Below are 13,363 nucleotides of genomic sequence, written 5' to 3'. Positions count from 1 at the left end.
ACTCGTCTTGGCGCTTTGCTCCGCCACAGAGCTGCGCTATGGAACGCGCCAACTGCGCCGGTTCAAAGTCTTTGAGGGAAAACGAATGACAACCTATGTTCTGACAGTAGCCTGCAAATCGACCCGCGGCATCGTCGCCGCGATTTCCGGTTATCTGGCGGAAAAGGGCTGCAACATCGTCGACAGTTCGCAGTTTGACGACCTCGAGACCGGCAAGTTCTTCATGCGCGTTTCCTTCATTTCCGAAGAGGGCGCGACGATGCAGGCCATCACCGAGGGCTTTCAGCCGGTGGCGGAAAAATTCGGCATGGAAGCCCGCATCTATAGCGACGGCCAGCGCATGAAAACACTTCTGATGGTGTCGCGCTTCGGCCATTGCCTCAACGATCTGCTCTACCGCTGGAAGATCGGCGCGCTGCCGATCGATATCGTCGGCGTCGTCTCCAACCATTTCGAATATCAGAAAGTGGTGGTCAACCACGATATTCCCTTCCACCACATCAAGGTAACGAAGGAAAACAAGCCGCAGGCCGAAGCGCAGCTGATGGACCTGATCGAGACCAGCGGCACCGAACTGGTGGTGCTGGCGCGTTACATGCAGGTGCTGTCCGATAACATGTGCCGCAAGATGTCGGGCCGTATCATCAACATCCACCACTCCTTCCTGCCATCCTTCAAGGGCGCCAACCCCTACAAGCAGGCCTATGACCGCGGCGTAAAGCTGATCGGCGCGACAGCCCATTACGTCACCGCCGATCTGGACGAAGGCCCGATCATCGAGCAGGACACGGTGCGCGTCACCCATGCCCAATCTGCCGAAGACTACGTCTCTCTTGGCCGTGATGTGGAAAGCCAGGTACTGGCACGCGCCATCCATGCCCACATCCACCACCGCACTTTCATCAACGGCAACCGCACCGTAGTCTTCCCGCCAAGCCCGGGCAGCTACGCTTCGGAACGGATGGGCTAATACGCCACGAAAACAACGCGGAATTATTTTTACCGACCGGCAACCGAGCATCCCATGTGACCGTTTCTTCACTGTAGCCCAACAGCGAGGTCTCTCACATGAAAAAACTCGTCATTGCCGGCGCCGCGTTTCTCATCGCGGCGGGGTCCAGCTTCGCCCAGCAGCCGCCACCACCGCCGGGACCAGCGGACGCTGGTTCAAGGGCGGATGCGCCGCCGCCACCTCCTCCGCCCGGCCCTGGTGGTCCGAGGGAAGCAGGCTGGCGGGACGGCCCGCATGGCAAGAGAATGCCACCCCCGCCCTCCAAGGCAGCGCATTTCAGGATTGAAGACGGCGAGCGCAAAATCGACGTCAAATGTGCCGATGACGAGCCGATGAAGGCCTGCGCTGACATCATGATGCAGATTATCGACAAGATGAACGAATAGGACCGCGAGTCTCATCCAAGGGGACGGCGCAGCAGTGCCGCCTCAGGAGAACTCCACCCGGGCCCTTAAGCCCCGCCCTCCCGCGCCGTCCTCCAGCATCAGTCGCCCGCCGAACAGCCCGGCGATCTCCTCGATGATCGCAAGGCCGAGGCCGGCGCCGGGGGCGGCGTTGGCTTCGCCGCGGGCGAAGCGCTGGCGCACCATGGCGCGTTTTTCCGTGGGTATGCCGGGGCCGTTATCTTCCACTTCCAGCCACACGGCGCCCGCTTGCCTGCCGACGCGCACGGTAACTTCCGCACCACGCCCCGCGTAGTTGATGGCATTGGAAACGAGATTGCCGATCAGTTCACCGATAAGGAGCGGCTCGGCGAGAATTGTCGCTTCGCCCTCGCCTTCGAAACCGAGATCGATGCCGGCGTCGGCCGCGCGTGGCACGAAATCTGCCGTCACGTTTTGCGCCACCGCCACGAGGTCGATCTCGGAAAAATCATGTTTTTCGCTCGAACCGGCAGCATCGATATTGGCCATGCGCAGCAACTGGGCGAGGATGTGTTCGGCATGGGCCACCGAAGCGCCGCCCTTGCGCGCCGCCGCCTGCGCGTCTTCGAGACTTGCGGCGCGGGCGGAAAGCGCAAGCTGGGTGCTGATGATGGCAAGCGGCGTGCGCAATTGATGGCTGGCATTACCGGTGAAATGCCTGAGCGCATCGAGCGCCGATTGCAGCCGCACCATGAAGGAATTGACCGTTTCCACCAGATTTTCCACCTCCACCGGCACGGATTGCCGGATTGGATGCAGGTCGTTGGGGCTGCGCTCGGCAATCGCTTCGCTGAGCCGGTAAAGCGGCCGGAGCGAAATCGTCACCGCGATCCAGACAATGATCGCCGCGCCCACGATCATGAACAGCAGGCGCAAGGCCGAGCGCAGGATGATGGCCTGCGCAAGCTGGCTGCGGGCGATCGTCGTTTCAGCCACCGTCACGGAAAAGGGCACGGAATTGATGCCGGTGGAGGCAAAACGGCGGATCGCGGCGATGCGGATCGGCTCGTCACGAAACACTGCATCGCGATAGGCAGGCGTTTCTCCGGCCGGATTCTCCACCGTCGGCAGGTTCTGGTAACCGGTGAGAAATTGCCCGTTTGGCCCGTCGACACGATAAAACACCCGGTCCTGCGCCGCCGATGTCAGCATTTCCAGCGCAACATAGGGAATATCGACCTCCAGCGAGCCGTCTTCGGCCACCACCACCCGCTCGGCAATCGCAAGCGCGGAACCTGACAGCACCCGGTCGGAGACGACATTGGCCGTATTGACCGCCTCGCGCCAGGTATCAGTGAGCGCAACGCAGCCGATGATGGCGGTGGAGATGAGAAGCCAACCTAAAAGACGCCGCCTGAGCGAATAGGCGGCCTGTCTCATTCAGCCATCTCCGGCAGCTTTTCCAGATAATAGCCGATGCCACGCGCCGTCTTCACCGTCAGCCCGTGGGGGGCAAGCCGCTTGCGCAGCCGGCTGACATATTGCTCGATGGCGTTGCCTGATATCTCGTCGTCGAAACCGGTCAGCGATTGCACGATCGCCTCCTTGGCAACCACCTTGCCCGCCCGCATGAACAGCACCTCGAGCAGCGCCACTTCACGCGCCGGAATATCGAGCGGGCGCCCATCGGCTGAAAAGGTGCGGGATGTGAGGTCGAACAGGACTTTGCCGAAGCCGAGCGTAGAAGAGCGCAGGCCGGCATTGCGACGCAGCAGCACCCGCACCCTCGCCTCAAATTCGGTGATGTCGAAGGGCTTGATCATGTAGTCGTCGGCGCCGAGATCGAGCCCCTTGACCTTCTCCTCCGGCGTGCCACGCGCCGTCAGGATCAGCACCGCCGCCTTGTCCTGGCGCGAGCGCATGGAGCGCAGCACCTCGATGCCGTCCATTTCCGGCAGGTTGAGGTCGAGAATGACGAGATCGAAATTTTCCGCCGCAATCGCCGCGTCGGCGGAAGCGCCGTCTGAAACGACATCCACCGCATAACCGCTGCCGCGCAGAAGCGCACACAGCCCTTCCGACAGCACCTGATTGTCCTCGACCAGCAAAATACGCAATTCTTCCTCCCGCAACATTGCCGAGCTTATCCAAGCCCTTGGCGCTTGTGAATGGCAAGCGCGTGCGGCATGATCTTTTCCATGCGTATCGCCGTTTTTCTCTGTCTCTGTCTTTGCATGGCCTCACCGGCGCTTGCACAAGTCGCCGTTTTCCCTGCACCATCAGGCAAGGCGGATGCGGAAACGCTGGTGGTTTATTCCTCGCTGGACGAACCGCTGGCCACGCCGATGATCGAGGGTTTCCAGAAGGCCAACCCCGATATCGCCGTCCACTACGAGGACATGCTGACCGGCGAAATCTATGATCGCATCGTGAAAGAAACCGATGCGGGCAAAAAGACCGCCGATTTCGCCTTTTCATCCGCCATGGATTTGCAGGTGAAGTTGAGCAATGACGGTTACGCCCAGCGCTCCGACCTTGCCATGAGCGCGCGCTGGCCCACCTGGGCCAACTGGCGCAACACCGCCTATGCGCTGACCTTCGAGCCGGCGGTGTTCGTGTATCACAAGCCGAGCTTCACCACCGAAAAGCCGCCCGCCACCCGTGCCGAATTCGTCGATTATCTTGAGCGCCACGCCAAGGAAGTGCATGGCCGCATCGCTACCTACGACATTGAGCGCTCCGGCGTCGGCTTCCTGTTCATGTCGCGCGATCAGGAGCAGTTCGGCGATATATGGAGCGTCATCAAGGCCATGGGCGCGGCCGGCGTGAAGGTCTATTCCACGTCATCCGCCATTCTGGAGCGTGTCTCCGACGGGCGCTTCGTGCTGGGCTACAATATTCTCGGTTCCTACGCGGCCGACTGGGCCTCGCGCCATCCTGATGTCGGCATCGTGCTGCCCAAGGACTATACCGTGGTCATGTCGCGCATCGGGCTGGTGCCGGAAGCCGCCGCCAACCCGGCGCTCGGCCGCCGCTATCTCGAATTCTTCATGTCCAAGGAGGGCCAGACGATCATGGCCCGGCAATTGCAGATCCCCGCCGTCAGCCCTGACGTGGCGGGCGAAAACACCGCCAACACCATGCAGGCCATCCACGGCGCGCAATTGCGCCCGGTTCCCGTCAGCCCCGGCCTGATGGTCTATCTGGACCAAGTCAAGCGCAGCCGCCTGATCGAGCGCTGGAACGAGGCGTTGCGGTCGCAGTAGGTTCCCCCGATAGTCTTCAGCTCATCGCAGTTGGATTGAGTTCGACGATCCTCCTCTGCACACGTTGTGCAATATCGGAAAAAACCTGCAAGAGCCTAGATATGTGAGGCAGCGGATCCTCAATTGACTGCCCTTCTTGAGTTAACCCATTTCGGTGCACACAGTCGTGACGGGCACCCAACATTTGAAAAAGGAAATCTTTATCGTTTCGATCAGTTGGCAAGATGTCTATCCCCATAGCGTGAAAGAAAAGTGATTTAACACGGCCAAAATTATGAAAAGACAGGGATTTAAAGTATTCCTGCAAAGTTTCCAAAACGAGATGCGGAGACTTCTCTATTTGAGAAAGCGAAAATTTCTTTTCTTTTAGTGCATCTATATTCTCGACCAGCGCCAGTCTCGCAGGAGGGTAGCGGGTCACAAAATCGTCTAGGCTGTCATACAAAAAAGCTTCAAAATTTGAGAATGCCTGCATCAAGAACATTCGATGCAATATAGGAATAGAGACATGGGAAAGCGACTTTATCACCTCCTCAAGACTTTCCAGCGCATGGTAGTATGATTCCAAGCCGCGATTAGCGGGATTGAAGCCACTGAGGTACTTCACATCGTGTGGAACCGGTTGAAGCGTACCATTCGGGAGTATTCGCATTTGAAAACCACCGATGCTGCCAGTAATTTCAATGTCTGTTATGCTTCCACAATTTCCGCATTTCTCATGTAGCGTTGCAGTTGCCTCAATCTCGTTGACATATTGCGAGCCAGGAGTTTTCGGAGCCGGGCGTTCAAAACGAACGATCCCACGGCAATCCGGACAATTGATTGTTCCAATAACCACAGTCTCCATTTGTCCCACTCCATAAGTTTATGACGCTGACCAGCAAACCCGATCCGCCTCTCCCCGTAACAAGCACAGGAAAGAGAGCGGCCCTACGCGGTAAATCGTCCACACACGCCACAGTAGACGTCCGACACAAATTAATAGAGAGTAAATGCGCAAGGACTTGCGGTGCGTCAGTTAGATGACAGCTTTTTATGATGCTCTGCAATCCTTCTTCATTCCGTGGAGGCGGAAGAAGATGCGGGAGGAAATCTTGAGGACCGTAGAGCTCCGCGCTGCCCTGGCAGCGTCAGGATAAGCACGGCCTGAAACTCCCTTCCGCATAAACGAAAAACGACGCCCAAAAAGGGCATCCTGAGGAGGGTTTTCTAAGTGAAACATTTTCTTATCGGCACATTTCTGGCAGGCGTGATCGCGCTTCCGGCGGTCGCAGCGGACTACACCATCATCGCGCCGGCCAATCCCGGCGGCGGCTGGGACCAGACCGCGCGTTCCCTGCAGACCGTGCTGCAGGAAGAAGGCATTTCCAAGAGCGTTCAGGTGCAGAACGTGCCAGGTGCCGGCGGCACCATCGGTCTTGCACAGTTCGCCAGCCAGCAGAAGGGCAACCCGAACGCCCTGATCGTCGGCGGTTACGTGATGGTCGGCGCGATCCTCACCAACAAGGCGCCCGTCACCCTCAAGGAAGTGACGCCAATCGCCCGCCTGACCGGTGAATATGAAGCAATCGTCGTTCCGGCATCCTCGCCGCTGAAAACCATCGGCGACCTCGTCGACCAGCTCAAAAAAGATCCGGGCAGCGTGTCCTGGGGCGGCGGCTCGGCCGGCGGCACCGATCATATCGCTGTTGGCCTGATTGCCAAGGCGGCCGGCGTCGATCCGACCAAGATCAACTACATCGCCTATTCCGGCGGCGGCGAAGCGCTTGCCTCGATCCTCGGCTCGCAGGTCACTGCCGGCATTTCGAGCTACGGCGAATTCGAAAGCCAGGTCAAGGCGGGCACGTTGCGCCTGCTGGCCGTTTCCAGCGAAGAGAAGCTGGAAGGCGTTGACGCGCCGACGCTCAAGGAAAGCGGCCTCGACGTCGTCGTACAGAACTGGCGCATGGTCGCTGCTCCTCCCGGCCTGACGCCGGAACAGGAAAAGGCCGTCAGCGCCGATATCGAGAAGCTGGCGAAATCCGCAAAGTGGCAGGAAACGCTGAAGACCAAGAGCTGGATGGATACCTATCTTTCCGGTGACGAGTTCAAGGCGCAGCTTGCCAAGGACACCGACGCCACCGCCGCCATCCTCAAAGAAATCGGACTGGTAAAATGAGCCAGGGTTCCAACCCTTCACAACATCAAGAGCGCCGCCCTGACTGGGCGGCGCTGGCGATCGCCGTAGCCCTCGTCCTTATCGCCTGCGTGATCTTCTGGGACAGTGCGCGTCTCGCCAGCGTCACCGGCTACTCGCCGGTCGGTCCGGCAACGGTCCCCTACGCCATCGCCTTCTGTCTTGTCGGCCTTGCGCTCTGGACGGCCATCGAAGCCTGGCGCGGTGATTTTCCTGAACGGGACAAACAGGAAGTCGCCCCGGTCATATGGGTCGTCGCCGGCCTTGCCGCGCAGATGCTGCTGCTGAACATCGCCGGTTTCTCCATCGCTACCGGTCTCCTGTTTGCGTTTACGGCGCGCGCCTTCGGCAAACGCAAGCTCTGGTATTCGATCCCCATCGGCATCGCTCTGAGCTTCGTCATCTGGATCATCTTTGCGCGGCTGCTGCAACTTTCTCTGCCTGCCGGGCCTCTGGAACGGCTGTTGTTCTAACAGCCATTCCGACCAAAATTCGAGATCACAGGAAACCGCCGGCGCGCGATGACGCAAACGCCAGCCGTTCCGCCCGCCCATCTGCTCGACTTGGGGGACATCTGTCCATGAGTACGTTTGAATTCCTGCTGCACGGTCTTGAGGTTGCTGCCCAACCCATGAACCTGCTTTATGCGCTGATCGGCGTGACACTCGGCACTGCCGTCGGCGTTCTGCCCGGCATCGGGCCGGCGCTGACGGTCGCTCTGCTTCTGCCCGTTACATACCGGCTTGATCCCGCCGGTTCGCTCATCATGTTCGCCGGCATCTATTATGGCGGCATGTATGGCGGATCGACCACCTCGATCCTGCTCAACACGCCGGGCGAAAGCGCATCGATCGTGACTGCGCTCGAAGGCAACAAGATGGCCCGTGCGGGCCGCGGCGGTCCGGCACTTGCCACCGCCGCCATCGGCTCCTTCGTCGCTGGTCTCATCGCCACCGTCGCTCTCGCCTTTGTTGCACCCTATATCGTCAAGCTGGCGCTGGTTTTCGGCCCGCGCGAATATTTCGCGCTGATGGTGCTCGCTTTTGTCACCGTCTCCTCGGCTTTCGGAGATTCGGCACTGCGCGGCCTTACCTCGCTGTTCATCGGCTTCGCGCTCGCCATCGTCGGTATCGACCAGTTGACCGGCCAGACCCGCATGAGCTTCGGCATTCCCGACCTTCTCGACGGCGTGGAAGTGACGACGCTTGCGGTGGCCATGTTCGCCATCGGCGAGACGCTGTTCATCGTTGCGCAGGGCCAGAGTGGCGACGAGAAGGTCGAAGCGGTCAAGGGTTCGGTCTGGATGAGTGCGCAGGACTGGGCGCGTTCCTGGAAGCCCTGGTTGCGCGGCACATTGATCGGTTTCCCGATTGGCGCCATGCCTGCCGGTGGTGCTGAAATCGGCACTTTCCTTTCCTATGCAACCGAAAAGCGGCTCAGCAAACATCCTGAAGAATTCGGCCATGGCGCCATCGAAGGGGTTGCCGGTCCGGAAGCCGCCAACAATGCGTCCGCTGCCGGTACGCTCGTGCCCCTCCTGACGCTCGGCCTGCCGACGACGGCAACCGCTGCCATCATGCTTGCCGGTTTCCAGCAGTTCGGTCTTCAGCCCGGCCCGCTGCTGTTTGCCACCAATCCGCAGCTGGTCTGGGGCCTTATCGCCAGCCTGTTCATCGCCAACCTGATGCTGCTGGTGCTCAATCTGCCACTCATCGGACTGTGGGTGAAGCTGCTGACCATCCCGAAACCCTGGCTCTATGCCGGCATCCTGCTGTTTGCGACGCTCGGCACCATCGGCGCCAACCCGTCCGTGTTCGAACTCGGCATGCTGCTCGCCTTCGGTATCCTTGGTTACATCATGCGCATCTTCGGTTATCCGATCGCGCCTGCCGTGGTCGGCCTCATCCTCGGGCCGCTTGCCGAACAGCAGCTTCGCCGTGCACTCGCCATCGGCCAGGGCGACCCGACCGTGCTGCTCACCTCACCGATTGCCGTCGGCCTGTTCCTTGTCGCAGCCGCCGCCTTCATCGTCCCGCTCATCATGCGCATCCGCGGCCGCGGCGAGGTGCTGACGCAGCTTGCCGCTAACGAGGACTGATAACAAACAGCCTCCCAAGGCAACTGGCCCCGTCTCCTTCCGGATGCGGGGCCCTTTTTATTCACGGCAACGGGATGTGTGGCGCAGGCACGGCCGTGATAGTATTCCTGTCCAACGCAGGAGAAAAACATGCGCAAGATCGCGATCATGCTGGTTCTGGGCCTTGCCGGCTGCGCCACCGCGGCACCCGACGTGCAACCCATTCCGGGCAGCATCACCTATGGCGGACAACCCCACACCAAATTGACCAAGTCACCCATCGGCAGCACGCTCAGCCACGAATTCGTCATGGGCGACGGCCGGCTGGCGATTGAAACCTACCGCATCCAGCCTGACCGGTCGCTGAAACTGGAAAGACGCGAGATCGTCGGCGACTGGCCGCCGAATTGAAAGAAGATACGGCCCCTGATGTGGCTCCGGGGTTTGCCTCCGGTGCCACACACATTTCCCGCTCACGGCAATTCAGAACTATTCTAAAACATATTTTTGATTTCCGCATACCTTGCCAATAAAGCTGACAGCGAACATCAAGTTACGCCTGCGGGATCCGCTTCCGCAGGGTCAAGAACCATATTGCAAGGGACATATCCGTGGCCATCAACTTCACCTTCCCCGTTCGGCTGCTGGCAGCAGCGGCCTTCAGCCTCGGCGCAATGACCGCAGGCGCTGAGGAAATGACGATCAAGCACGCGCAGGGCGAGACCGTTCTGAAAGCCGCGCCGAAAAAGGTTCTGGTTCTGGATATCCCCTCGCTCGACAATCTCGATGCGATGGGCGTCGAGCCAGCTGGTGTCCTTGGTTCCAACCTGCCGACCTATCTCCAGAAATATGCCGATGGCAAATATCTGAAGGTCGGCACGCTGTTCGAACCCGATTACGAGGCGATCAATGCGGCAGAAGCCGATCTCGTCATCGTCGGCGGCCGTTCGCGGGCGAAATATCCCGATGTTGCGAAGATCACGCCCGCCATCGACATGTCGATCGATTCCAAGGAATTCATCGCGAGCGTCAAAGCCAATATCACCAAGCTCGGCGATATCTTCGGCAAGCAGGAAGAAGCAAAGAAGCTCGACGCCTCCATTGACGAGAAGGTCGCAAAGCTGAAGGCCATCGCGCCGAATTCCGGCACGGCGATGATCCTCGTCACCAATGCCGGCAAGGTCGGTGTTTACGGCCCAAGCTCGCGCACCGGCTGGCTGCACACGGAAATCGGCTTCAAGCCGGTCGCTCCTGATATCGATGACCGCTTCGACCGGGGCGATGTCGTGTCCTTCGAATATCTGGCAGAGGTCAATCCCGAATGGCTGTTCGTGATTGACCGCGATGCCGGCATCGGCCGCGCAACGGACCCAGGCAAGGCCGCCGCCCAGGTGCTGGACAACGAACTGATCCACCAGACCAACGCCTGGAAGAAAAAGCAGATCGTCTATCTCGACCCGCAGGCGGCCTATATCGTCAGCAGCGGTTATACGGCGCTCACCACCCTGCTTGATCAGGTCTACGAGGCCGTGTCCGAGAAGAAGTCGTAAAAACTGCCTTCGCGACGTCATCCCCGGGCTTCTCCCGAGGATGACGAAGGAGAGGTTCAGTCCTCCGGGCAATCTGCGAGGTCGAAGCGAGCCATCACCATTTTCGAAAAACCACTGACGTGAAATCCCTGTCCCTCATCCTCGCCCTCCTTCTGGCGCTGACACTCGCCATCGTCAGCCTGTTCGTCGGCGTGAGCAACGTCTCGCTGGCGACGCTTTTTGCACCGGATACGAGCGCGGATGCACTGCGCGTGCTCCTCGTCAGCCGCATTCCGCGCACGCTGGCGCTCATACTGGCCGGAAGCTCGATGGCGATTGCCGGTCTCATCATGCAGATGCTGGTGCGCAACCGCTTCGTGGAGCCTTCGACGGCTGGCACCACCGAATCCGCCGGCCTTGGCCTGCTCACCGTCACCCTGCTTGCCCCGGAAACGCCGATCTTCGGCAAGATGCTGGTGGCGGCCGCTTTCGCGCTGGCCGGAACCGCACTTTTCCTGCGTATTCTACGGCAGGTGCCGCTACGCGATGTGCTGCTGGTGCCGCTGATTGGCATCATGCTGGGCGGCGTCATTTCTGCCGTCACCACTTTCTTCGCCTACCGTTTCGATCTGCTGCAATCGCTCGGCGCGTGGATGACCGGGGATTTTTCCGGCGTGCTGCGTGGCCGCTATGAATTGCTGTGGATCGGCTTCGTTTTCGCCATCGCTGCCTATCTCGCCGCCGACCGTTTCACGGTGGCAGGCATGGGGCGCGACTTTACCACCAATCTCGGCCTGAACTATCGCCGGGTGATGGCGCTCGGCCTCACCATCGTCTCGCTGGTCAGTGCCGTCGTCGTCGTCACGGTCGGCATGATCCCTTTTCTCGGCCTGATTGTGCCGAATGTGGTCAGCCTGATGATCGGCGACAACATGCGCCGTTCTGTGCCCTGGGTGGCGACGCTTGGCGCGGTCTTCGTTCTTGCCTGCGACATCATCGGCAGAACGGTGCGCGCGCCCTATGAGATACCGATCGGAACCGTGGTCGGCGTCATCGGCAGCGCGCTGTTCCTCTATCTCCTGCTCCGGAAACGCCACCATGCATGAGAGACATCCCGACCGGCGCGCGAAACTCGTGCTGCTGATGCTTCTCGCACTGGCGCTCATCTCCATGGCTGCCTTCATGACGCTCGGTGCAAAGGGCAGTTGGAGCTTCATCCTGCCGTTTCGCGGCATCAAGCTTCTGTCGCTTTTGTTGGTGGCCTATGCCATCGCCGTTTCGACGGTATTGTTCCAGACGGTCACCAACAACCGCATTCTCACCCCTTCGGTGATGGGTTTCGATTCGCTCTATGTGCTGGTGCAGACGGCGCTGATCTTCGTATTTGGCTCGGCAACCGTGGTGATGATCGATCCGCAACTGAAGTTTCTTGCCGAAACCGCGCTGCTCGTCACCTTCTCCGCCCTGCTCTACCGCTGGCTTTTCGTCGGCGCGGAACGCAGCCTGCATCTTCTGGTGCTGGTCGGCATCGTCTTCGGCGTGTTCTTCCGCAGCCTCTCGGGCTTCATGCAGCGCGTACTGGACCCCAATGAATATGCGGTGCTGCAGGATGTGCTGTTCGCCAGCTTCAATTCCATCGATCCCACCCTTCTTGCGGTATCAGCCATCATCGTCAGCGTGGTGACGATTATCGGGTTGCGGCTCCTGCACACGCTCGACGTCCTTTCGCTCGGCCGCGCAACGGCCATCAGCCTTGGCGTGGACTACAAGCGAACGCTGACGATCATCCTCGTGCTGGTCTCCGTTCTCGTTGCCGTTTCCACCGCACTCGTCGGCCCTGTCATGTTCTTCGGGCTGCTGGTTGCGGCGCTGGCCCATTATCTCACAGGCAACGGCAAACATGCCTATGTGCTGCCGGCTGCAATCCTCATCGCCATCATCTGCCTTGTCGGCGGTCAGGTGGTGCTGGAGCGGATCTTCGCCTTCAACACGGCGCTTTCCATCATCATCGAATTTCTGGGCGGCATCGTCTTTATCGGTCTTATTCTCAAGAGGGGTGCGCGATGATCATCGCCAGTCAGATCAGCAAATCCTATGGCGAAACGGTTGTTGTCGATGGCGTCTCCGTCGCCATTCCGGCAGGCGGCGTCACCTCCATCATCGGGCCGAACGGGGCGGGAAAATCCACGCTGCTCTCCATCGTGGCACGGCTGATGTCCATGGATGCGGGAACCGTGACGGTGGACGGGCTGGATGTGACCAAGACCCCTTCCGACACTCTGGCAAAACGGCTCTCGATCCTCAGGCAAGACAACCACATCTCGTCACGCCTGACGGTGCGCGATCTCGTCGGTTTTGGACGTTATCCCTATTCCAAGGGCCGTCCCACCATCGAGGACAAGGTCCATATCGACCGGGCGCTGGAATATCTCCATCTCGAAAACCTTTCCGGCCGCTTTCTCGACGAGCTTTCCGGCGGCCAGCGTCAGCGCGCCTTCGTGGCCATGGTTCTGTGTCAGGACACGGACTATGTGCTCCTGGACGAGCCGCTCAACAATCTCGACATGAAACACGCCTCAAGCATGATGAAGATCATGCGTCGCGCCGCCGACGAGCTGAAGAAGACCGTGGTTCTGGTGCTGCACGACATCAACTTCGCCTCCTGGTACTCCGACACCATCATCGCCATGCGTGATGGCCGAATCTGCCGCCAGGGACCGGCGGAACAGATCATCCGTCCGGAGGTTCTGCGGGAAATCTACGACATGAGCATCAGTGTCAACGACATAGACGGTCGACGCATCTGTCTGTTTTATGAGTGAGATTCGACGATTGCGGAGGTTTTTTGCCATTGCCGTCCGAGCGACGGAACAGGGCAACCGGCCAGGGCGTTAATCGGGGGAGATTTTGCCAAACGGCATTCCGTCCGCAACGTCAG

The 13,363-nt window shown here is 59.8% G+C and carries 14 protein-coding genes; 11 read left to right on the top strand and 3 right to left on the bottom strand.

Annotated features, from left to right (window positions below; all coding sequences use genetic code 11):
• Positions 1–85: 85 nt before the first annotated feature.
• Entirely contained in the window at positions 86–970 is an 885-nt protein-coding gene (gene purU / locus FB593_RS12585) for a formyltetrahydrofolate deformylase (protein WP_003514019.1), read from the top strand.
• Positions 971–1,068: 98 nt separating this feature from the next.
• Positions 1,069–1,398: a hypothetical protein gene (locus FB593_RS12580; protein WP_003514020.1), complete on the top strand. Its 330-nt coding sequence runs from the start codon at positions 1,069–1,071 to the stop codon at positions 1,396–1,398.
• A gap of 42 nt (positions 1,399–1,440) precedes the next feature.
• On the opposite strand, the gene FB593_RS12575 is transcribed toward FB593_RS12580, so the two are convergent.
• Entirely contained in the window at positions 1,441–2,817 is a 1,377-nt protein-coding gene (locus FB593_RS12575; RefSeq protein WP_065702599.1) for a sensor histidine kinase, read from the bottom strand.
• Entirely contained in the window at positions 2,814–3,494 is a 681-nt protein-coding gene (locus tag FB593_RS12570) for a response regulator transcription factor (protein WP_025594373.1), read from the bottom strand. The genes FB593_RS12575 and FB593_RS12570 overlap by 4 nt, the downstream gene beginning before the upstream one ends.
• A gap of 69 nt (positions 3,495–3,563) precedes the next feature.
• On the opposite strand from FB593_RS12570, the gene FB593_RS12565 reads away from it, so the two are divergent.
• Positions 3,564–4,643 (top strand): ABC transporter substrate-binding protein, encoded by a 1,080-nt coding sequence (locus tag FB593_RS12565; RefSeq protein WP_019565081.1) that lies wholly within the window; start codon positions 3,564–3,566, stop codon positions 4,641–4,643.
• A 16-nt stretch (positions 4,644–4,659) separates the two neighbouring features.
• Here FB593_RS12565 and FB593_RS12560 read toward each other — a convergent pair whose 3' ends face one another.
• Entirely contained in the window at positions 4,660–5,490 is an 831-nt protein-coding gene (locus tag FB593_RS12560; protein WP_127966478.1) for a hypothetical protein, read from the bottom strand.
• A 366-nt stretch (positions 5,491–5,856) separates the two neighbouring features.
• Here FB593_RS12560 and FB593_RS12555 point away from each other — a divergent pair, with 366 nt between their 5' ends.
• From FB593_RS12555 to FB593_RS12520, 8 genes are all read left to right on the top strand, one after another.
• Positions 5,857–6,801 (top strand): Bug family tripartite tricarboxylate transporter substrate binding protein, encoded by a 945-nt coding sequence (locus tag FB593_RS12555; protein ID WP_003514032.1) that lies wholly within the window; start codon positions 5,857–5,859, stop codon positions 6,799–6,801.
• Complete coding sequence (locus tag FB593_RS12550; RefSeq protein ID WP_145166645.1) at positions 6,798–7,292, top strand: tripartite tricarboxylate transporter TctB family protein; 495 nt, start codon at positions 6,798–6,800, stop codon at positions 7,290–7,292. Before FB593_RS12555 ends, FB593_RS12550 begins: the two co-directional genes overlap by 4 nt.
• Before the next feature lie 107 nt (positions 7,293–7,399).
• Complete coding sequence (locus FB593_RS12545) at positions 7,400–8,917, top strand: tripartite tricarboxylate transporter permease (protein ID WP_003514036.1); 1,518 nt, start codon at positions 7,400–7,402, stop codon at positions 8,915–8,917.
• Positions 8,918–9,046: 129 nt separating this feature from the next.
• Complete coding sequence (locus FB593_RS12540) at positions 9,047–9,307, top strand: hypothetical protein (RefSeq protein WP_003514037.1); 261 nt, start codon at positions 9,047–9,049, stop codon at positions 9,305–9,307.
• Between the two features lie 200 nt (positions 9,308–9,507).
• A complete protein-coding gene (locus FB593_RS12535) occupies positions 9,508–10,446 on the top strand; it encodes a siderophore ABC transporter substrate-binding protein (RefSeq protein ID WP_013636756.1) in 939 nt (312 codons plus the stop codon).
• Positions 10,447–10,565: 119 nt separating this feature from the next.
• Positions 10,566–11,531 (top strand): ABC transporter permease, encoded by a 966-nt coding sequence (locus FB593_RS12530; protein ID WP_013636757.1) that lies wholly within the window; start codon positions 10,566–10,568, stop codon positions 11,529–11,531.
• Entirely contained in the window at positions 11,524–12,492 is a 969-nt protein-coding gene (locus FB593_RS12525; protein ID WP_145166644.1) for an iron chelate uptake ABC transporter family permease subunit, read from the top strand. The genes FB593_RS12530 and FB593_RS12525 overlap by 8 nt, the downstream gene beginning before the upstream one ends.
• Positions 12,489–13,247 (top strand): ABC transporter ATP-binding protein, encoded by a 759-nt coding sequence (locus FB593_RS12520; RefSeq protein ID WP_145166643.1) that lies wholly within the window; start codon positions 12,489–12,491, stop codon positions 13,245–13,247. Before FB593_RS12525 ends, FB593_RS12520 begins: the two co-directional genes overlap by 4 nt.
• The last annotated feature ends 116 nt before the right edge of the window (positions 13,248–13,363 follow it).

It is taken from the genome of Rhizobium sp. SJZ105, assembly GCF_007828365.1.
Taxonomy (GTDB): domain Bacteria; phylum Pseudomonadota; class Alphaproteobacteria; order Rhizobiales; family Rhizobiaceae; genus Agrobacterium; species Agrobacterium tumefaciens.
The sequence above is the reverse complement of the archived record's forward strand: the minus strand, read 5'-3'. Positions and strand labels throughout refer to the sequence as shown.